We start from the raw sequence: 21,092 nt of genomic DNA on the forward strand, positions 1-21,092 counted from the left end.
TCTGTGTCATCTTATGAGGGCGGTTGCGGATTTGAGGATAAAGTAAAAAAATGCCCAAATGCAATATATTTTAACGCCTTAACAATAAAAACCGTTAATAATACATAAATAACGCATTCGTTATATATCGATTTAAAATAAATTTCGTAAATTTGCATCATTTAACCAGTAGTACAGTATAAATATGAAAAAGTATTTAGTTTTAATATTATTGGCAGTGATTATATCATCGTGCCAAGATGAAATTCTTAATGACAGTAATCCTGTTATTGAGAACGTGAATGTTAATTTGTCTATGGATGAGGCAATGAGTATTGCAAATGATAATCCTACAAATTTATCAGAGGATGAGATTCTGGCAATGGTAAATGATTTTTCCACTTCGTTGGGCTCAAAAACAAGAAGTGCTGCCAATCCAAGAATGTCTATTGTGGGCTCATATCGCATAGGCGGAATTATATCAAGCAAGACAACAAGAGGGACTACGACTGATAGTATTCCTGTTTATGAGGTGTGTTTACAGTCTGGAGAAAAGAGTGGGTATGCTTTAGTTTCTGCCGACTCTCGAAGTGCTGGTGTTTTGGCATATATAGAAAATGGTATTTTTGAGAAAAAAGATAGTACTGGGGCATGTTTGATGTTAAAATTGGCTGAAGCTTCAACTGTTTCAGAGATAAATAAAATAGAAAGGCTCAAAGTTGAGTTACGAGAGAAAACCTTGAAGAAAGTAGCTTCTTGTTTGGGTAAATCTACAGTAACATATGAAGAAATAAAAGATTTGATTGAGGTTAATGGTGTAAAAAGCCATGAAACAACTTCCCGTTCTACAGCTTATGACAAACCTTTGAGCCAGATTATATCGTTAATGCCTCAAAATGGTGGAGCTGTTTTAAAGACCGAGTGGGGCCAAGACAATCCTTATAACTTGTTGTTGCCTAAATCTTATAATGCAAAGTATCATACGGAAAGAAATTACCCTATGGGGTGTGCTATTACAGCAGGAGTTCAAACTTTAGCAGCTATCGCTCCGAGCATGACGATTGATGGAACAGTCATAGACTGGGCATTTGTTACTAAAAAACCGAAATTGAACTATGATTCGTATTTTGGCGGAGATTATGAGGAGGCTATGATGATTTCCAAAGTAGTTAAGCATATGTATGAAGGAACAAATACAACACCAAATATTGATGAGGATTTTAAGTATGGGCCTTATGATGATCCGAATATACCTTGTGTAAAAAGTAGTACAACTTCAGTTTCTAAATTATTGGATTATTTAAAGAAGTATGTTTCTTGTGGCACTTATTATAATAAATATGCCCCAGATCCACTGTTAAATACGATAAATGCAAACCGCCAGATGCCTTGCGTTGCAATAATGGGTGGAACACATACTGCAAATGAACAGGCTGAAAAAGGTTCTCATGCTTGGGTTATAGATGGATATGCAATTTGCACTAAGACAAGCAGAGAAATTTTACGAAATAACGATTTGTACTTTCATGCTAATATGGGATGGGATGGAATTGACAATGGCTTTTATAAGGTAAATGCAGATGCTTCGACTGATTTTGAGACAACATTAGGCACTTATAATATAAATTTTTGGGAAATAACAGAAATTCATAAGAAATAATTAGTTTTAATTGCATTTGGTGTACAAAGTTATGTACATCAAATGCTTTATTCTATTGGCAAATATGAAAATAATTCAATCCTTTTTTCTTTTTTTATTGTTTTCTATAGTATATGGCTGTAGTAATGGTACTGATGTTTCATCATTGTGTTTTGAAAAAGAGTATTACGAAAAGCCATTATTAGAAAACCCATCGGAAATTATGTTTAGTGGTGGAAGCAACAATCTTTCAGTCGAAGTGTCAGATGATAATGTTTTGGAAGCCACTATTGGTGCTGGAAAAATAAAAATAAAGACAAAAAAGAATGGGATTGTTTATCTTGTTGTAAAGGATAAGACGGAGAATACTAGCGTTACTATTAGGGTTAAGGTCGTGGATAGTTACTTAGGTTTGCAATTAGGCAAACCAATTCCGAACAATTCTGTTTATAACGAAGATGACAGGCTTTATTTAGTAAATAATAAAAGTAAATCATTTTATTTATATGATAAATCTTTTAATTTAAAAGCTACTGGCAATTACAAACTGTTTGTGAAAAACTCAAATTATTTTCTTTCTTTAGTCTTTTCAGATAAGGTTTGTTTTTATAATATTTCAAACAGTTCACATGATTTTTTATGGGGAGCCATTCCTACTTATTTAGAGTTTTTATGGACGAATGAAGGTCTTACAACTACTAATGCACGAGATGTATCACCTGTCGTTATGACTGCTTTTGATTTAGACACAAATAACGTTTACTATTTTAATGTTGATTCTACCGAATTTCCTTACGGGATATTAAATTAAAACACAACAGCAATTAGCAATATACAACACCTTTCTGTTGATGCTATTTTGAATATGTAGTGGGAAAAGCAAAACTATTATGTATGTAGCTATCACTGAGTGATTATGTTTGGTTGCTTTTACGAAAAAATGAAGTTAAATTTCTATGTAAAAAAGTCCTAATTTCCATATTTCTCTTCTTGTAAATTATGGGATATTAAGAAAAATATCGTATCTTTGTCCCCGAATTGATGCGTTCTTTGCATATTGCAAAATACAGAAACGAGCAGAAGTCCGCTCGTTTCCATATTGTTACCTATATAATATAGGCAAACGCCCAACTTCTTGATTTTCAATCAAAGTCCAATTTAGAGCGAGTTAAAATTATTAGTTTTACGTTCTTTCCCAAAAAAGGGTTTGTGTGATAGTAGTTTAAAGGCTAAAAGCACTACCTTTGCATGCAATAATAAGTAACAACACGTTTAAGGTCACAATTTGTGACCTCAAAAATAAAGATAGAAATATGGCAGATAATATAGAACATCAAGATAAAGGAGAACTGGTCGCAAATTACGACCGGTTACAAAATGATGAAGTCGTAGTTACCACTCCTGTAGAAAGTCGAATAATGTCTATTCGTGGAAATCAAATTATGATAGATAGAGACTTGGCTGAACTTTACGGAGTGGAAACTAAAAGATTAAACGAGGCTGTAAAACGTAATATAGAACTCCTGATTTTAGAATAAGAATAAATCCATACACAAAGGATTTTACACCAATCGAAAAAACTCTTCAAGAATATGACAGACTTGGTATCACAATATATTAAGAAAGGACTACATAGTCTTTATTACGCTTTTTATGTTATAATAGAAGGAATTTTTAAAGTAAGTCATTCATGGAATCCCATAATCAGCATAGCGGGAATTATATCGCTTTTAGTAGCACTTCCACTAATTAGCATAATTAGATTGCTATTTCTATGCTGGATGGATCTTGATATTCCTGTGAATACTGCAACAATAATTTGCATAATTATATGGAGTGGTTTATACTGGTTGACATATCATTATTATTTTCCTGCATACGAAAATATTGAACAAAAATTTCAAAAAGATAGTTTGTTGTCCAAAATAGTTTTTGGGATGTTTGCGATTGCAGTTATTTGTATATCAATCCACATCAATTGTTGGCTATCAGAGCTTTATCTAATAAAATGGAAAAGTCTATGATAATCATCATCTAAAATAGGAGGGTGCGTCACAGACTTATAGGATAAGGAGGTGAAAGCGAGACAAGTGGAAAATATTATTATAGAACAATCAAAAAATAGAAATCATGATAATAAAAAAATCCTAGTATTTTTTATCTGTAGCATTGTTCCTTACATATCTAAGGGACAATGCTTAGATTCACTTAAAAGCGTGTGTTTACCTGATAGTATAGCGGAACAAATAGAAAATAACTATAAAGATAAATATACAAATGCAAGTAAAAATGTTGTAAACCTCATCTCTCCTAATAATTATAATTTTGTGGATGGAATATATGCTTTCAAAAGGCATGGGACCACATTTTCCAAGACAAATTTTTGTCTATAAGAGAGAGAAAATTTTCATCTTTAATAGCCGAGGGGACTATAATCCAGAAGGTGTTATTATGGAATTCTGCTCTTGTATTAAAAAGTTAAATTTAACACACAAGGAAATTGTAGATTATCTTAATGTAATATGCTTATATTTACAGGAAGAAGAGGTAACTGATTATGGAGATACGATAAAATAACAAAAGTACAATTCCGTGGAAACGAATTTACGTTTTCATGGAATTGTACAGTACCCTATGCTTTCTTCCTCAGTACAAAGTGTTTAGCTTCCTTTCTTTTCGGCTCATTTTTGGATGAATCTATCAGAATAATGCTGCTATAATCCTTCACCTTGTATTCAATCTGTACAGGTCGAAATAGTTCATCATTTCTCGCGCTGTGCGAATCGGCAAACCTCGATGAGTTTCTGCTTCAGCTTGCCACGGCCAGCCATCACAGTTTTATTTTGCTTCAATACGCTGCTAGGCCAGCCATCCTCGAAGCAGGTCACACTGAGATACTCCGAGGTCTGGGCATCTTGGTCAACTGCCTTGTCTATCTCCTTCTTAAACTCGTCGTCCAAGTCCTTGATGTCGCCATCATGATCCTTGCCGTCCTCGATCTTCTTGCCCTTCAGTCCTTCCGTGATGGCACCCATCAGTCCGCCCATCACCTCCTTCACGGTCTCCTTTGGTATCACGCTGACCACCTCGCAGGAGATTGTGTAGTTGCCATCCTTCTCTAGGCTGGCATTGATATAAGTGTCGTTGGCGTAGCTATCCTTGGTGGCATCCTCGTGCTCGTGATGCTCGCCCACGGCATATTGGTTTCCGTGGCAGGCGAAGAGCAGTTTCAGTTCCTCCAGGTAGCCCTCCACCAACTCGTCGGTGTTAGCCTGGTTGCCTATCTTCATGAAGTCAAGACCTATCGCCTTCTTCATTGCCTGCATGATGGGCATGGCGGCGATGTCCTCCATGTTCGCCTTGAAGAGAGCCTTTGCCTGCTTCTTGATTTGCGAGAGATTGGTAATCTTGGTAATGCGACCGTATTCATCGGTCTCAAAGTTGATGGTGCTGCCTATCACGCTCTTGGCGGTGCGCTCCGCTATCATGGCCATCATCTTGTCCCGGAAGTTGTCGCCCACCGAATCGGCCTTTACGTCCAGGAAGGTGTAGCTCATCTTATAGCCCTTGCTGGTGGAATCGTTTACCACGAGGCGCACCTGGGTGGATACGTCGAGCGTCTTCACCGTGTCCTTGCCGTTCACCTTCCATTCATTCTCATTTATCCAGTATTCGCAGGTGTCGCCCTTGCAGAAGTAGGCCACCACATTCACCACCGAGTCTTCGACAGCTGTGTCCACTTCCAACGTGTCGGAGTTGTTCGATAGCCATTGACTATCAGTGATTTTCTTGTCAATCGATACCGTGTCCTCTACCTTAGGCGACATTTCTCCGCCCTTCACGATGCCGTGATTGGCGAGCAGTCCGCAAGCTATTATGCAGCTCATCACTATCAACGAGATTTTCTTCATAAGTTCATTTTTATGTTGTTTATTCTTCAAGTTTTTATTTCTCGCTGCAAATTTACGATTTTTTTTGTAAAAAAAAGCCAAGCTCCTAAAAAAAACTGTAAAGATAACCCAAGTTTAACATAGCCAAACCGTTTCTCTTGCAGTCTTTGTTTTTATCGTTTTTCAAAAAGCTAACAAGACTTCCTTACCGTTTTTCGAAAACCTACCCGTCCTTCCTTACCGTTAAGGAAGGCTCCACCTCTCTTCTCGGTCTTCTCCCCTCAGGGAAGAAGAGGAAACCGCTCCTACTCGTCGCTCTTAACCGCTGCGCTCTAAGGTTGGCGGGGCATCAAAGCCCTCGCCAGGTGGTTGTGCGGGATGGGACCGCCTTTCTGTATTTGCTGCTTGCTAAAGGAAACGGAGGGGAAGGAGGGGTTAGTTGTTTCTGATTTTTAAATCGGATATTTGATAGCGGCCGACACCATCTTTTTCTTTTGTCAAGCTGTTGGTTACTCCTGATAGCTTGATATTGCCGACGCCTTCTATCATCGCATGAATCGATTCACAATCTACTTGGGCTTCTACCTTACCTACACCTTCATTGTCTATCTTCAACCTACCACCTTTGAAATGACCGATTTTTACATTGCCGACTCCTTCATTGTCGATGTTCACATCGTCTGACTGAAGACGAACTACTGTGACACTTCCTACTCCCTCATTATCAATCCCTACTCGATTCGCCAGGAGATTCTTGATCTCTATATTTCCTACTCCTTCATTGTCGATGTCAAATACATCTGAATTGATGGCGTCTGAATGGAAGGATCCGATTCCTTCTAAGGTGATCTTCACTAAATCTGGTGACGTGATATATACTCGCATACGACTGCCGGAATCGAGTTTACTGACACCTGTTATCTTGCTCTTTAAGCCAATCTTCAACTTTCCTTCTCGATAGATTGCCACGGTTTTATCCTCAAATTGCTTCCGAAGCTTATCATCCTTGATGTGAGTAAAGTCGAAACGCACACTCTGCTGATCTCCATTATTCTGTACATAATAGACATCCGCTACTGTTTCTACCTCTATTTTGACAAATGGCTTCTCTGTCAGATCCGCCTCTACAAAATGAAGGTTTCCGGTGTCTATCGTTCCATTACTCATAATCCCATTTGAATAGGAACAAGATATCGTTGCAGTTCCCATCAGAACTGCCAGCATAACAAGTATGCCGCCTTTTTTCAATCTTCTCATCATTTTCTAAAATTTAAATATGATTCGTAAAGTAAGCCGTTGCAGAAACGACCCATTTTTTAAACTCATTTTCCATATAGGCGAAAGGGGCGCTACTTAAGTTGCGCCCCTCACTCATTTTATTTTAAAAAACTTTTTTGCTTAAGATCTTCTTAGCATTCTCTATTCTTTCTGCAGTAGGAGGATTGACATCCTTGAGCGGATAGTCAATGCCTAACTTCTCATACTTATAGATTCCTAAGGTATGATAAGGAAGGACATCTACGCGTTCCACATTATCCAATGTCTGAAGGAAATCACTCAACTGCTCCAGATACTCATCTTTATCTGTAATACTAGGGATGAGTACATGGCGAATCCAAACTGGTTTCCGGATATCGCTCAGATAACGAGCACAATCCAGGATATTCCTGTTAGAATGCTTGGTCAGTTTACGATGCTCCTCATCATCAATATGTTTGATGTCCAGGAGTATCGTGTCTGTTACCTCCATCAGTCGCTCAAACTTCTCAAAGAAAGTCCCCTGACGGGTAAACAACTGTGCAGAAGTATCGAGACAGGTATTGATACCACGACGGTGCGCTTTCTCAAACAATTCCAGCAGGAAGTCGATTTGCAACAATGCCTCGCCACCGCTCACCGTGATGCCACCTTTGTCACCCCAGTAAGTACGGAACCGTTCCGCCTTGTCGAGCAAGTCATCTGCAGTCCATTCCTCTCCCACTCCCACTTTCCAGGAATCAGGATTATGGCAGAACTGACAACGCATCGGACATCCCTGTAGAAATATCAGGAAACGTATGCCTGGTCCATCTACCGAACCAAAGCTTTCTATGCTGTGAACAAATCCTTTCATACGCCAGCTTTCTTCTCTTGGTAATTATCCCAAAGAATAAAAGCAAGCCCAGGAACGACTATAAGAGCAGTGACGAGACCCAAAAAATCAACTAAATCCATAATTATTTCTTTTTATTTTTAGACTTTATTATAAAATACATTCCTAATGCAACTATCAAGACCATAAAGAAAACGCCCCAAGCATACAACCTAGTTCTATCTATATTATCTTGCATAATTCCTGCAAAAATGACACCACCAAGAATGAGCTTGACAACATCAAAACAGAATTTGTAACCCTCTTCATAAAGGGCTTTCTTTTGTTCATTATTTAGTTTCATACTGCAAATATAGCACTTTTTTCAATACCAAGTTTAAATTTGCAGTTAAATAAGCTAAAATTGCCCGCTAAATATCTTCGAAAAGAAAATATAGCGGGCAATCTATATGTTACAAAGAGACAAGAGAATTCTTCACTCTTCCCTCTTCATTCTTCACTTCCTTAGAGTCTCTCGTGAGCCTGACGAGCGATTACGTCGAGCTGCTGCTCACGGGTCAAGTCGATGAACTTAACTGCATATCCACTGACACGGATTGTGAAGTTCTGGTATTCTTCCTTCTCTGGATGCTCCATAGCGTCCTTGAGCTTATCTACACCAAATACGTTCACATTCAAGTGGTGAGCACCCTGACTGAAGTAACCATCCATTACACCTACCAAAGTCTGGGCACGCTCCTCGTCATCATGACCGAGAGCACCTGGACTGATGGTCTGTGTATTAGAAATACCATCGAGCGCATACTCGTAAGGCAACTTAGCTACTGAGTTCAATGAAGCCAAGAGACCATTCTTCTCTGCACCGTATGATGGGTTGGCACCTGGAGCCAAAGGAGCACCGGCTGGACGACCATCAGGCATATTGCTGGTGTACTTACCATATACTACATTGGATGTAATCGTAAGGATAGAGGTTGTAGGCTCTGAATCACGGTAAGTGTGATACTTCTTGATGAGAGACATGAAGGTCTTGAGCAACCATACTGCAATCTCATCAGCACGCACATCATCATTACCATAACGTGGGAAGTCACCCTCTGTCTTGAAACTCAATGGGAAACCGGTCTCATCACGGATGATATTTACCTTCGCATACTTGATAGCTGAGATAGAATCTACTACGTGGCTGAAACCTGCAATACCTGTTGCAAAGGTACGACGTACATCGGTATCGATGAGTGCCATCTCTGCTGCCTCATAGAAGTACTTGTCGTGCATATAGTGAATCAAGTTCAATGTCTTCACATAAACACTTGCCAACCAGTCCATCATATCCATGAAACGTGGCATGAACTCCTCGTATGTCAATACATCACCCTCTACAGCACGATACTTAGGACCACACTGCTCACGGGTCTTAGAATCTACACCACCAGAAACTGCATAGGTCAAGCACTTAGCCAAGTTGGCACGAGCACCGAAGAACTGCATTTCCTTACCTGTCTGTGTAGCAGATACACAGCAGCAGATGCTATAGTCATCACCCCATACAGGGCGCATTACATCGTCATTTTCGTACTGGATAGAACTTGTCTTCACAGAAATCAAAGAAGCATAGTGCTTGAATCCCTTAGGCAAACGAGCGCTGTACAATACAGTCAGGTTTGGCTCTGGTGAAGGACCCATGTTCTCCAATGTGTGGAGGAAACGGAAGTCGTTCTTTGTAACCATAGAACGGCCATCCTGACCCATACCACCTACCTCAAGTGTTGCCCATACTGGGTCACCAGAGAAGAGCTGGTTGTAAGAAGGGATACGTGCGAACTTCACCATACGGAACTTCATGACCAAGTGGTCGATCAACTCCTGTGCATCAGCCTCAGTCAAAGTACCCTCCTGGAAGTCACGCTCAAAATAGATATCGAGGAAAGTAGAGATACGACCTACAGACATCGCAGCACCGTTCTGTGTCTTTACTGCACCGAGGTAACCAAAGTACAACCACTGTACAGCCTCACGCGCATTCTGAGCTGGCTGACTGATATCAAAGCCATAGCTTGCAGCCATTTCCTTCAAGCCCTTGAGCGCCTTGATCTGCATAGCAACCTCCTCACGCAGGCGGATGACCTCGTCAATCATCTCACGGTCGCCCATCTGATTCAAATCCTTCTGCTTTTCAGCAATCAGGAAATCAATACCATAAAGAGCAACACGACGATAGTCACCTACGATACGGCCACGACCGTAAGTATCAGGAAGACCTGTAAGAATATGATTGTGGCGAACGAGCTTCATCTCTGGAGTATAAGCATCGAATACACCATCATTGTGAGTCTTGCAATACTTGTGGAAAATCTCGTGGAGCTTCTCAGATGGCTCATAGCCGTATGTTGTACAAGCCTGCTCTGCCATCTTGATACCACCGTATGGCATGAAAGCACGCTTCAATGGCTTATCAGTCTGAAGACCCACTACCTTCTCCAAGTCCTTGGTGCCCTCACCGATGTAGGCTGCACCGTATGCTGTCAATCCTGATACTACCTCTGTCTCCATATCAAGCACACCACCCTTGGCACGCTCCTGTTTCTGGAGTTCCTTCAACATACCCCAAAGGGTATCAGTAGCTTGGGTAGGTTCTGCCAAGAACGTCTCATCGCCGTCGTAGCTGGTGTAGTTGTTCTGAATGAAGTCACGAAGATTGACCTCAGATTGCCACTTGTTTCCTTTGAAACCTCTCCATTCTGTTCTCATAATCAATGTTCCTTTATATTTAAATAGTTAATAATTATAATAATGAATACAATTTTTCAGAAACAAAAAAGCCCAATCACAGAATTGTGACTGGGTTTATTTCTTAAAAGGGCACTTTTTTAGATACGCCGCGCCTTTCTTCTTGCCAAGCCCTACAGCTGCCAAGAATGTAATTCCGATACCAATAACTGCACCAATACCAGCGACGATAGCGATTTTCTCTTTCTTTATCATGTACCTTTTCCTTATTTTTGTTGATGAATTAAGCCTGATTCCTGCTTGTGGGACCCATCAGAAACTACATAAAAAATGCAGTCCCGATTCCCCTTGTTAGGAATGGGACTGCAAAATTACAAATTTATTTCGTATTAAGAGAAGGATTTGTGTTAAAACATCCACTTTCCCCTCAAAAATCATCATTTATGGGTAGTAGGAGCTGGATTGCGCCCCATTTTACTTCTTGATAAAGAGTTTGAAACTCTTCACACTACCTGGAGCACCCTCTTCGGCTCTTGGCAGATATTCGAAGGCCGATACGGTTACCTCCTTGCCCATATCTACAATACAAAGATGAGGGAAGTTAGCACCCTTCTCTGTCTGCCAATAAGTACTTTCCTGCAAGTCAAACATCTTGTCGAGCGTCGAGTTACCCTTCTCGCTATCTGCATAATAAGCTACCCAGTTGTTACGGTCAATCCGGTTACCCTGCGCATCCTGGAGATATACCTCAGCAATGGCAATCTGTGAGTCACCGCTCTGACTGCTGGTGCACTCGATGGCAAAGTAACGACCGGTTACAGGCTTGTCAAGTTTGAGTGTCTGCCAACCATTGCCTGCCTTCAAATCTGCCTTCAGCACTGGAACATCAGAATTCAAATCCATGCGATGACCTGGATCATTATGCTTGTTGCTCTTCTCAAGGTTCAACTTATCCAACTCTGGTTTATTCTGGCAGAAAGCTGTTGGAGCTACTGAAGAACCTGGTTTGCCAGCCTCACCCTTCGGACCAACGACATCGAGTACTACCACCTCGTTCTTGCCCTTCTTCAACCAGCAGCCTGGTAAGTACAAAGTCTGCTGAGGACCGATTTGCCAGAATCTTCCAAGTGCGTGACCATTGACATAAACCTGTCCTTTGCCGAATGCCTCCATATTAATAAAGGTATCGCCCACCTTGCTGATGTTGAAATAACCGCGATAGTAACCCGCCTTGGTCTTCAAACCTGCCATTCTGTTCATCGGTGCATTGAGCGCATCAATGGCATTCTTGTAATCATCAGGAATAATCTGGTTGTTCCACTGCTTTGGACTTAAAGTGATGTCGCAAAGTTCATCGGCTGTTGAGATGGTTACGTTGCCAATAATACCCTTATAGTCCTTGATGGCACGACCGAAGTTGATACGGCCCATACCTTCCACTACGATGGTCATCTCGCTACCCGCAGCAGCGGCAGGCAGATCGAGTGATTTCTCATTCTTCACACGGTCTATCTTGCCCACATACTTACCATTGACATATACCTGAGCAAAATCGTGGAATTCACCTGTCAGGGTAGCACCAGCCTTGATTTCCGGCAGTGTGGTGGTATAAACCATCGTACCCCAACCCATGTCCATATCCTCAAATGACAAAGGCTTATTGCTTTCCTTCTCACCGGTGATACCATTGCTCAATGGTCTGTATTCATTCAACTGGAAGGTTGGCACGCTGATGAGGGACATCGGAGCCTTAGGAACAGCAGGTAATTTCTTGCCATCCGTATATTTCGACATCATCTTACGAAGTTCGAAATACTTAGGAGTAGCCAAACCCCATTCGTTGATAGGCGCATCATAATCGTAAGAAGTCACATCTGGTTGGAAACCCGGAGAATTGGCACCTGCCCAATGACCGAAACTGGTTCCACCATGGGTCATATAGAGTGAGAAGCTGATGCCCTTGGAAAGCATCTCATCCATACCCTCCACCATATCCTTGGCAGGACGGGTTTCATGACGGGCTCCCCATTTATCAAACCAACCGCTCCAGAACTCAGAACACATCTTAGGCGCATTCGGACGCACCTCGCCCAGTCGCTTAAACTGGTTGTCGATATTAGCACCCGTACCGAAGTTCATGGTCCAAGTCAGATCATCAAGACCATTGTTGAGGAAGTTAGAAGACCAGTCGCACTGGAAGAGACTTACCTTATCAAAACCGCTCTTCTTCACAATATCACGAATAGCGCTCACGTAAGGTTTGTCCTTACCATAAGAACCATATTCATTCTCAACCTGCACCATGATGATAGGGCCCCCATTCTGGATGGTCAGAGGAGCCAGTTGCTTGCCCACCTCTTTCTCAAAGATTTCCACACGCTGCATGAAATAAGGATCCTGCTCACGCAAACGGATATCCTTCTTCTTCAGGAGCCACCAAGGCAGACCGCCCATCTCCCACTCCGCACAAACGTATGGACCCGGACGTACAATGACGTACATACCATTCTTCTGACAGAGGCGACAGAAAGCAGCCACGTCATTATTGCCAGTAAAATCAAACTGTCCCTCCTTCTGTTCATGAATATTCCAGAACACATAGAGACAAACCGTATTCATGCCAAGAGCCTTACACATTTTGATGCGATGCTCCCAGTAAGCACGAGGAATACGAGGATAATGCAACTCAGCCGCCTTCACGACAAAAGGCTTGCCATTCAAAAGAAATGTCTTGTCACCCGTTGTAAAGGTGCCCCCTTTCTGAGCAGCCATCATCTCCGCAGGCGATAATGCCAACAAAGAGGCTAAAGCTACAGTCTGAATAGTTTTTGTCAATTTCATCTTGTTAGTTTTTGATATATTATTATTATTAGATTTCGATTTCCATCATAAATTCTCGTTCCGCTTGCAAAAATACAAAAAAATATCTTAATTGCAAGCAATCAGCGCTACAATAAGTATCTTTTTCACAATTATTTTTCGAAAAAGCCTCCTCTTTTTACTTTTCCCGTTTCCGTCATCGGTATCTTGTCAACATGGATGAACAGTTTCGGCACCCAGAATTTAGGAAGTTGCTCCTTACAAACCCGTTCTACTTCATCCAAATCCACATCCTCAGAGACGAGTACAGCCATTTCCCCAAACTTTTCATCCTTCTTCTTCGTTATCATAAACGGAGACTGTAGAAATGGACGGAGTTTATCCTCCACCTCCTCTATCTGAATTTTCACACCGCCGGAACAGATTACAAAATCTTTCCTGCCCTTGATACGAAAGGCAACCCGATGGCTACCACATGACTCGGAAGCATCCATCACTTTCAGTTCGGCTATATCATTGGTCACTAACTTTTCTGCACAAACCAAGGGGGCATCAATCACAAGACATCCTTCCCGGTTCACTTCCACCTTTACGCTATCAAAGGGATGATACCATTCACTCGCATCCGGTCCGTTCAGTCGTCTCAAGGCAATATGCGACAGTGTTTCCGTCATGCCATAAGTACTCCAAATAGCAACTTCTTCCGGCAAAGTCATCAATTCAGCAGCGAGTGCCTCATCAATAGCTCCACCCCCAATGATCAGGTTTTTAATCCTCCCCAACCTTTTCCTTTCTTCTGGCACGATGAGCGAATTGAATACCTGCATCGGTACCATGGCAGCAAAATCGATACCTTTCGCTAAAATCGTAGCAGCAGAACAGGAAGATGATGTATGGAAATCAACAGCTGTAGCCTGCTGAAAAGCTTCATTGGAGAGTGGATGACCACAGGGTTCGACACAAACGAGCCGAAGTTCTCTCTCGATGCTTCTCACCGTCATCATTTTGCCTGCAATATAATCGAGAGGCAAACAAAGAAATGCAGAGTCACCGGGCTGAATTCCCAAGAAATCACAGGTAATGCGAGCCGAGTTTCTCATCTTATTCTTCTCGACCCACATCTCCTTCGGTTTACCGGTAGAGCCACTGGTATGTACCAGCACCCTGTCCTTCTCATTTCCCCATATCTCTAAAAAATCTTTCAAGTCCATCGTATTCCTTTTATTGTTTTCAAAAAGAAAAACAGGAGACTTAGGGAAGAAAAAACAATTTTTCTCCCCGAATCTCTAATTGGCTCGGCAAATTATCCTCAAACAATTTTCCGGTTCCAAGCCCTTGTGCCATAGGAGCCTCAGCGCCATACGCTTCCTCTCCATAGACCTTAGCACAGAAATGGGCAATCGCATTCAGTCCTACATTGCTTTCCAAAGCGGATGTAATCCAACTCCCAATTCCTCTTTCCCGGGCAAGGGAAATCCATTCCTCACATCCATACATACCTCCATGGAGTGAAGGTTTCAAAACAATATATTGCGGCCGGATGGTATCCAACAGCGCCTGCTTCATCGAACGGACATTGACACCGATCAATTCCTCATCAAGCGCAATCGGCAACGGAGTTTCCCGGCAGAGTTCAGCCAACTTAGACCACTGATGCTGTTTGATAGGCTGTTCAATGGAATGAATATCGTATCTTGCCAATGTTTCCAGGCGACTCATCGCATCCTCCGGAGAGAAACCACCATTGGCATCCACACGCAGTTGCACCTCCTCCTTGGAATAGCGCTCTCTGATACACTTGACCAGATCCAGTTCTTTCAGGAAGTCGATGGCACCAATTTTCAGTTTCACGCAATGGAAACCCTCTTTCAGTTTCTCCTCCAGTCTTCCTAACATTTCATCGTAAGAGCCCATCCACACCAGTCCGTTGATGGTAATCCCCGCTTCCCCGCGTGCAAAAGGCGTATCATACAATTTTCCCAAGCCATTTGCCCAAGCCGGTACTGCAAATGTCTGCAAGGCGACAGAAGAAGGATCAGCAGTTGCAGCCACCTTTACCTGATGGAAGAAGTCTGCAAATGCCGATTCCAATCCAAAAGTGATGCTCGGATAGGCACGAATCATATCATACGGAATACGCCCCATCTGTTCCACCAGTTGACAGACCTGTCGCAGCGTCGCTTCATATTCCGGCTTTGCATCACAGCTCAAATCCGGGAGCGTAGCACATTCGCCCACACCTTTCACGCCCGGTACTTCATCCGAGGATAGCGTGAGGAAGAAACTATGCCGGGTGGTATAAACGCCTCTTGATGTTCCTGCCGGCACCTTGAAATGGAGCGTCCGCTCCGATATCTCTATCTTGTACATTATTTCTTTTTCAATTCATAAAGATCCTTGCGTCTGTCGCGCATATTGCGAACAGCACCATACGTATGCAACTCATTGAGAAGATTCAAATCCACATCCGAAATCAGGATCATTTCCGTATTCGGTGTCGCCTCCGAGCGCTTACCATCATTAGGGAAGGCAAAATCACATGGTGTAAATACGGCACTCTGCGCATACTGGATATCCATATTATGCACACGAGGCAAGTTGCCCACACTACCTGCAATCGCCACATAACACTCATTCTCGATAGCACGCGCCTGTGCACAGACTCTCACACGAGAGTAGGCATTCTGCGTATCGGTCATAAATGGTACAAAGAGAATCTGCATACCATCCTGTGCCATCAGACGAGAGAGTTCAGGGAACTCCACATCATAGCAGATGACAATACCAATCTTGCCACAGTCGGTATCAAAAGTCTGGATATTGCTACCGCCTGTCAATCCCCAGCATTTCTGTTCATCAGGAGTCACGTGAATCTTCTCATACATATCCACGCTACCATCTCTGCGGCAGAGGAAACCCACATTATAAAGTGCCCCGTCTTCCTTTACCAGTGGCATGGAACCCGTGATGATATTGATGTTATAGCTGATAGCCAATTCACGGAAACGGTCACGAATCTGTTCCGTATATTGAGCCATTTCACGAATACTCTGCGCTTCACCCATGTCATTAAACTTCGCCATCAGCGGAGCATTAAAGTATTCTGGGAAAAGGATGAAATCACTCTTATAGTCAGACACGGAATCCACGAAGAACTCCACCTGTTCAAAGAGATCATCCACAGAAGCATAAGGACGCATCTGCCACTGAACCAACCCGATGCGCACCGTAGGTTTTCTATCTACAAAACTATCCGTTGGTGGCTGGTAATAGATATTATCCCACTGCAACAGTGTGGCGCAGTGTTCACTCTCCTCATCACTTGGCAGATAATTGCGGATGACACGACGGACGTGGAAATCATTGCTCAACTGGAACGTGAGTACCGGGTCGTAGATTTCACGGGAGCGCACCTTCTCGATATACTCCTTCGGACGCATCTGGTCCGCATACTTATGATAGTTAGGAATACGACCACCAAACATGATTGCCTTCAGATTCAACTTTTCGCACAATTCCTTGCGATACTCGTACATACGGCGTGCCAATCGCAAGCCACGGTAATCAGGGTGGATAAACACCTCAATACCATAGAGTATATTACCATTAGGATCGTGTGTATTGAAAGTCTCGTTACCAGTCACCTGCGCATAGGTATGATCACCCTTCACCATATTATAATTGACGATGATAGACAGGGCACATCCTACAATCTTATCATCCACGATGATGACAACCTGACCTTCAGGAAATATAGTAATGAGTTTCTTGATTTGCTGGCGTGTCCAGAACACGTCAGAATCAGCGTAGATACGCTTGAAAGATTTAGCGAGCTGGTCATAATCCTCCATGTGGAGATTTCTCAGGCTCACCTTTTCGATTTTACGAATGGGTTCCATAATACAACTTTTTATCTTTAAACCATCATCGGTTTCAATGAAAGAACCGATATTTGGGGGCAAAAATACAACTTTTCACCCGAAGCACAAAGAGAAAAATACAAAAAAAGGAAAAATGCTGGAATAAAAGCGTTTTTTATCAAAATAATGAGTACCTTTGCAGCCCAAAATGAACCAACAATATAAAAAACAAAAAAGTGAACAGTAATCAAGTTAAAGGTTTTCTGGCGGGCATCATTGCCGCTGTTTGTTATGGTACCAACCCATTGGGTACCTTAGAGCTCTACCATGACGGATTCTCTTCCGGTTCCGTCCTGACCTATCGCTACCTTTTAGCAGTAGTCATGTTTGCCATCGTCTTACTGGTACGCCGTGAAAGTTTCGCCATCAAGTGGGGTCATGCCATCCGTCTGGCATGCTTAGGCAGTTTCTTCGCCCTCTCTTCCACCACGCTCTATGTCAGTTTCCATTATATGGCAGCAGGAATCGCGAGTACCCTGCTTTTTGTCTATCCCATTATGACTGCAATCCTGATGACCGCCTTCTTCCATGAGAAGGTCACCTGGACCAGTACCATCGCCATTCTTCTCGCCGTTTCAGGCGTCGGGCTCCTTTATCAGGGAGATGGAAACGTCAAGTTGAGCACAGCGGGTTTTGCCCTTGTGATGGCCTCCTCCCTGCTCTATGCCGTTTATATCATCTCCATCAACCAGTGGAAGAACAACACCATGTCGAATGTCAAATTCACCTTCTGGATATTGGTATTCGGTCTGATAACCGTTGCCCTCTTCACGTGGATATCGGGGGAAAGTTTCCAAATGTTGGAAACACCGAAGCAGTGGCTCTGTGCAGCCCAACTCGCTCTTTTACCAACGGTACTCTCGCTCTTCTTCATGACGATTTCCATCAATCTCATCGGCAGTACCCCTGCTGCCATCATGGGAGCCTTGGAACCTGTTACCGCAGTCGTTATTGGCGTCTGCATTTTTGGAGAATCCTTTACCCTACAGCTTGCGCTCGGTATTGTTGCTATTCTTGCCGGTGTAACCCTGATTATTCTACGGAAACAGAAATAACCCCCTATCAAAAAATGAGGGTGTGCATAAGACTATGACACACCCTCATTTTTTTATTCCTCATCTGCAAATTCATGCAGCGTATAGTCGCTACTGCCATCAAAGCAATGAGTGCAGACCTGGCATTTCGGTAAGCCGATCGCCTCAATCAACTGTTCGATGGTATTGAACTTCAAAGTAGTCAAACCGAGTTGACGCGCAATCTCGTCCACCATTCTCTGATATTCAGGAGAACCCGTAGTAGCATATTTATCGAGATTCTTATTGGCATCACCTTCAAACTTCTCGATGATACGACGAGTAATCAATTCCATGTCGCTCTTGGAAGAAGTGAAATTGATAAATGGACAACCGTAAACCAATGGAGGACAGGCGATTCGCATGTGACATTCCTTCAAACCAGCCTGATCGAAAAGAACCTTCACATTATCACGCAACTGGGTACCTCTTACGATACTGTCATCACAGAAAAGAACTCGCTTGCCTTTGAGCATCGCCTTGTTAGGTATCAGTTTCATCTTAGCTACCAAAGAGCGCATACTCTGGTTGCTTGGAGTAAACGAACGAGGCCAAGTAGGCGTATATTTAGCAATACAACGCTGGTAAGGCACACCCTTACCAGCAGCATAACCCATAGCCATACCCGTACCCGAATCAGGAATACCACTACAGCAATCCACCTCCACATCGTCGGTCTTGGCGAGGTTGCAACCATTGGTAAAGCGCACATCCTCCACATTACGTCCCTCGTAGGTAGAAGTTGGGAAACCATAATAAACCCACAGGAAAGAACAGATCTGCATCTTCTTATTGGCAGGTCTCAGCTGCTCAAGTCCATCAGCAGTCATCTTCACAATCTCTCCCGGACCCACCTCATACTCAGTCTCATAGTCGAGATTAGGGAAAGAGGTAGATTCGCTGGAAGCAGCATGGGCACCATCCTTCTTGCCGATAATGAGTGGCGTGCGTCCCCAACTGTCACGGGCACAGATGATACCATCCTCGGTGAGAATCATCATCGTACAAGAGCCCTTGATGTGATGATATACATTCTCGATACCCTCTTTGAAAGTCTTGCCCTGAATGATGAGCAAAGCTACAAGTTCGGTAGGATTGGTACTGCCGGAAGACATCTCAGCAAAGTGCATGTTCTTCTCCAGCAAATGTTGGGTAAGTTCATCCTTGTTGGCAATCTTTGCCACTGTACAGATGGCAAATCGGCCAAGATGAGAGTTCATGATGAGCGGCTGTGCATCCGTATCGCTGATGACTCCAATACCAGAGGTAGCCCCTTCAAACTTATCTAATGAAGTTTCAAACTTGGTTCTGAAATAAGAGCTTTCGAGGTTGTGGATAGAGCGCACGAAGCCTTTATCCTGACTGTAGGTTGCCAAACCGCCTCGGCGTGTGCCGAGATGTGAGTTGTAATCAGTGCCGTAGAAAAGGTCTGCGACACAACTTTTCTTGGAAATCGTTCCGAATATGCCTCCCATAAGAGTATAAATTCTATATTAATGTTTGAAATATGGGTGCAAAGGTACTAAAAATGAAGAAATCTCGCAAGAAAAGCGTGCAAAAACTTTTCTTGCGAGATAAATAATTGTTTTATCTGTCCATGAGCGGCGTATAATCCAACTCTCCCAAAATATTCTTATAAGCAGGACGGATGATACGGCGACCTTCGAAGTTCAGTTCCTCAATACGATGGGCTGTCCAACCCACGATACGTGCCATGGCGAAGATTGGTGTATAGATTTCCTGTGGTAAACCAATCATCTCATAGATGAAACCGCTATAGAAGTCGAGGTTGGCACAAGCCGGCTTGCTACCACCACGATGTTCCTGCAAGCACTTGATACCTTCCTGTTCGATGAGTTTCAGGAAGTTATATTCATCCTCTCTACCCTTTTCCTTAGCCAACTCACCTGCCAGGCGTTTCAGTTCCACAGCACGTGGGTCGCTCAAGGTATAGACGGCATGACCGATACCATAGATCAGACCGGTCTTGTCATAAGCCTCCTTATTGAGCATACGTTTCAAGTAAATATCAAGTTCACTAACATTCGTCCAATCCTTGATCGCTTCCTTCAGATGATGGAACATATTGATAACCTTGATATTGGCACCACCATGAAGAGGACCCTTCAAACTACCGATACCGGCAGCAATAGAGCTGTAGGTATCTGTACGGGTAGAAGAAGTAACACGTACGGTGAAGGTAGAGTTGTTACCACCACCATGCTCAGCCTGGATAATCAGGAGCAAGTCGAGCATACGCGCATCCAGTTCAGAATAATTCTCATGCTTCATCATATAGAGGAAATTCTCTGCAATAGAGAGGTTCTCACGTGGATGACGGATATGCAGACTTCTGCCCTGCACAGAGTGACGATAGATATTGTATGCGTATGCGATGATGGTAGGGAACTTGGCAATCAACTCTATACTCTGGCGCATCAGGTTGTCACGACTGATATCATCCGGATTTGGATCGAAGGTGTACATTTCGAGCACACAACGAGCCAGGATATTCATGATATTGCTACCCTCCAACTCAATGATATGGGTAATCGTACGGTGATCGAGCGGCATATTATCATTGATGAGTTCCCTGAAAGCCTCCAGTTCCTCCTTGTCAGGCAACTGACCGGAGAGCAAGAGGAAAGCCACCTCCTCAAAACCGAATCGCTTCTCCTTGAGAAGAGGAGTTACAAGGTCGTCCAATTCGTAGCCACGATAGTAGAGTTTACCCTCGGTAGGTTTCAATTTACCTTGCTCATCACGCTCATAACCCACTACATTACCGATATTAGTCAAACCGACGAGCACACCCGAACCATCCTCATTGCGAAGACCACGCTTCACATTGAATTTGGTGAATGCCTCCTTGTCAATCTTGCATGAGTTTTTAACCTCATCACTTAATTTATATATCAAATATTCCTTGTTCATAATTATCCAAATTAG

At 42.9% G+C, this 21,092-nt stretch carries 16 protein-coding genes; 4 read left to right on the forward strand and 12 right to left on the reverse strand.

Features of this window, described 5'->3' with window-relative positions; genetic code table 11:
- Positions 1 to 184: 184 nt before the first annotated feature.
- From DW917_RS02755 to DW917_RS17505, 3 genes are all read left to right on the forward strand, one after another.
- Positions 185 to 1,639, forward strand: coding sequence for a C10 family peptidase (locus tag DW917_RS02755; protein WP_118116277.1), 1,455 nt, complete (start codon positions 185 to 187; stop codon positions 1,637 to 1,639).
- A gap of 64 nt (positions 1,640 to 1,703) precedes the next feature.
- Positions 1,704 to 2,429, forward strand: a complete 726-nt coding sequence (locus DW917_RS02760) for a hypothetical protein (protein ID WP_147344104.1) — start codon at positions 1,704 to 1,706, stop codon at positions 2,427 to 2,429.
- A gap of 502 nt (positions 2,430 to 2,931) precedes the next feature.
- On the forward strand, positions 2,932 to 3,156 hold the full coding sequence (locus DW917_RS17505) for an ORF6N domain-containing protein (RefSeq protein ID WP_233524614.1): 225 nt from the start codon (positions 2,932 to 2,934) through the stop codon (positions 3,154 to 3,156).
- 1,224 nt (positions 3,157 to 4,380) lie between these two features.
- Here the strand turns inward: DW917_RS17505 and DW917_RS02780 are convergent.
- From DW917_RS02780 to DW917_RS02820, 10 genes are all read right to left on the reverse strand, one after another.
- Positions 4,381 to 5,529: a hypothetical protein gene (locus tag DW917_RS02780; protein ID WP_147344105.1), complete on the reverse strand. Its 1,149-nt coding sequence runs from the start codon at positions 5,527 to 5,529 to the stop codon at positions 4,381 to 4,383.
- Between the two features lie 414 nt (positions 5,530 to 5,943).
- Entirely contained in the window at positions 5,944 to 6,675 is a 732-nt protein-coding gene (locus DW917_RS02785) for a GIN domain-containing protein (protein ID WP_158570060.1), read from the reverse strand.
- A 214-nt stretch (positions 6,676 to 6,889) separates the two neighbouring features.
- Positions 6,890 to 7,621: a pyruvate formate-lyase-activating protein gene (gene pflA, locus DW917_RS02790; protein WP_118116288.1), complete on the reverse strand. Its 732-nt coding sequence runs from the start codon at positions 7,619 to 7,621 to the stop codon at positions 6,890 to 6,892.
- 103 nt (positions 7,622 to 7,724) lie between these two features.
- Positions 7,725 to 7,943: a DUF6722 family protein gene (locus DW917_RS02795; RefSeq protein ID WP_118062908.1), complete on the reverse strand. Its 219-nt coding sequence runs from the start codon at positions 7,941 to 7,943 to the stop codon at positions 7,725 to 7,727.
- 161 nt (positions 7,944 to 8,104) lie between these two features.
- Positions 8,105 to 10,351, reverse strand: a complete 2,247-nt coding sequence (gene pflB / locus DW917_RS02800; protein ID WP_118116290.1) for a formate C-acetyltransferase — start codon at positions 10,349 to 10,351, stop codon at positions 8,105 to 8,107.
- A gap of 96 nt (positions 10,352 to 10,447) precedes the next feature.
- Complete coding sequence (locus tag DW917_RS17150; protein WP_158570061.1) at positions 10,448 to 10,585, reverse strand: hypothetical protein; 138 nt, start codon at positions 10,583 to 10,585, stop codon at positions 10,448 to 10,450.
- Between the two features lie 219 nt (positions 10,586 to 10,804).
- Complete coding sequence (locus DW917_RS02805) at positions 10,805 to 13,171, reverse strand: beta-galactosidase (protein ID WP_118116292.1); 2,367 nt, start codon at positions 13,169 to 13,171, stop codon at positions 10,805 to 10,807.
- Between the two features lie 131 nt (positions 13,172 to 13,302).
- The gene (locus tag DW917_RS02810; RefSeq protein WP_118116294.1) at positions 13,303 to 14,361 is read right to left on the reverse strand and encodes an AMP-binding protein; all 1,059 of its coding nucleotides are present in this window, start codon (positions 14,359 to 14,361) and stop codon (positions 13,303 to 13,305) included.
- Positions 14,362 to 14,401: 40 nt separating this feature from the next.
- Entirely contained in the window at positions 14,402 to 15,520 is a 1,119-nt protein-coding gene (locus tag DW917_RS02815; RefSeq protein WP_118116296.1) for an o-succinylbenzoate synthase, read from the reverse strand.
- The gene (locus tag DW917_RS02820; RefSeq protein WP_118116298.1) at positions 15,520 to 17,049 is read right to left on the reverse strand and encodes a carbon-nitrogen hydrolase family protein; all 1,530 of its coding nucleotides are present in this window, start codon (positions 17,047 to 17,049) and stop codon (positions 15,520 to 15,522) included. Before DW917_RS02820 ends, DW917_RS02815 begins: the two co-directional genes overlap by 1 nt.
- Positions 17,050 to 17,246: 197 nt before the next feature.
- Here DW917_RS02820 and DW917_RS02825 point away from each other — a divergent pair, with 197 nt between their 5' ends.
- Complete coding sequence (locus DW917_RS02825; protein ID WP_118116300.1) at positions 17,247 to 18,125, forward strand: DMT family transporter; 879 nt, start codon at positions 17,247 to 17,249, stop codon at positions 18,123 to 18,125.
- Positions 18,126 to 18,178: 53 nt separating this feature from the next.
- On the opposite strand, the gene DW917_RS02830 is transcribed toward DW917_RS02825, so the two are convergent.
- Both DW917_RS02830 and DW917_RS02835 read right to left on the reverse strand, forming a co-directional pair.
- Positions 18,179 to 19,618 carry an amidophosphoribosyltransferase gene (locus DW917_RS02830; RefSeq protein ID WP_118116302.1) on the reverse strand — a complete coding sequence of 480 codons (1,440 nt, stop codon included), beginning with the start codon at positions 19,616 to 19,618 and terminating at the stop codon, positions 18,179 to 18,181.
- A gap of 112 nt (positions 19,619 to 19,730) precedes the next feature.
- On the reverse strand, positions 19,731 to 21,077 hold the full coding sequence (locus DW917_RS02835) for a citrate/2-methylcitrate synthase (RefSeq protein WP_118116304.1): 1,347 nt from the start codon (positions 21,075 to 21,077) through the stop codon (positions 19,731 to 19,733).
- Between the last annotated feature and the right edge of the window lie 15 nt (positions 21,078 to 21,092).

The sequence above is a fragment of the Prevotella sp. AM42-24 genome (assembly GCF_003461825.1).
In the GTDB taxonomy this organism is placed as follows: domain Bacteria; phylum Bacteroidota; class Bacteroidia; order Bacteroidales; family Bacteroidaceae; genus Prevotella; species Prevotella hominis.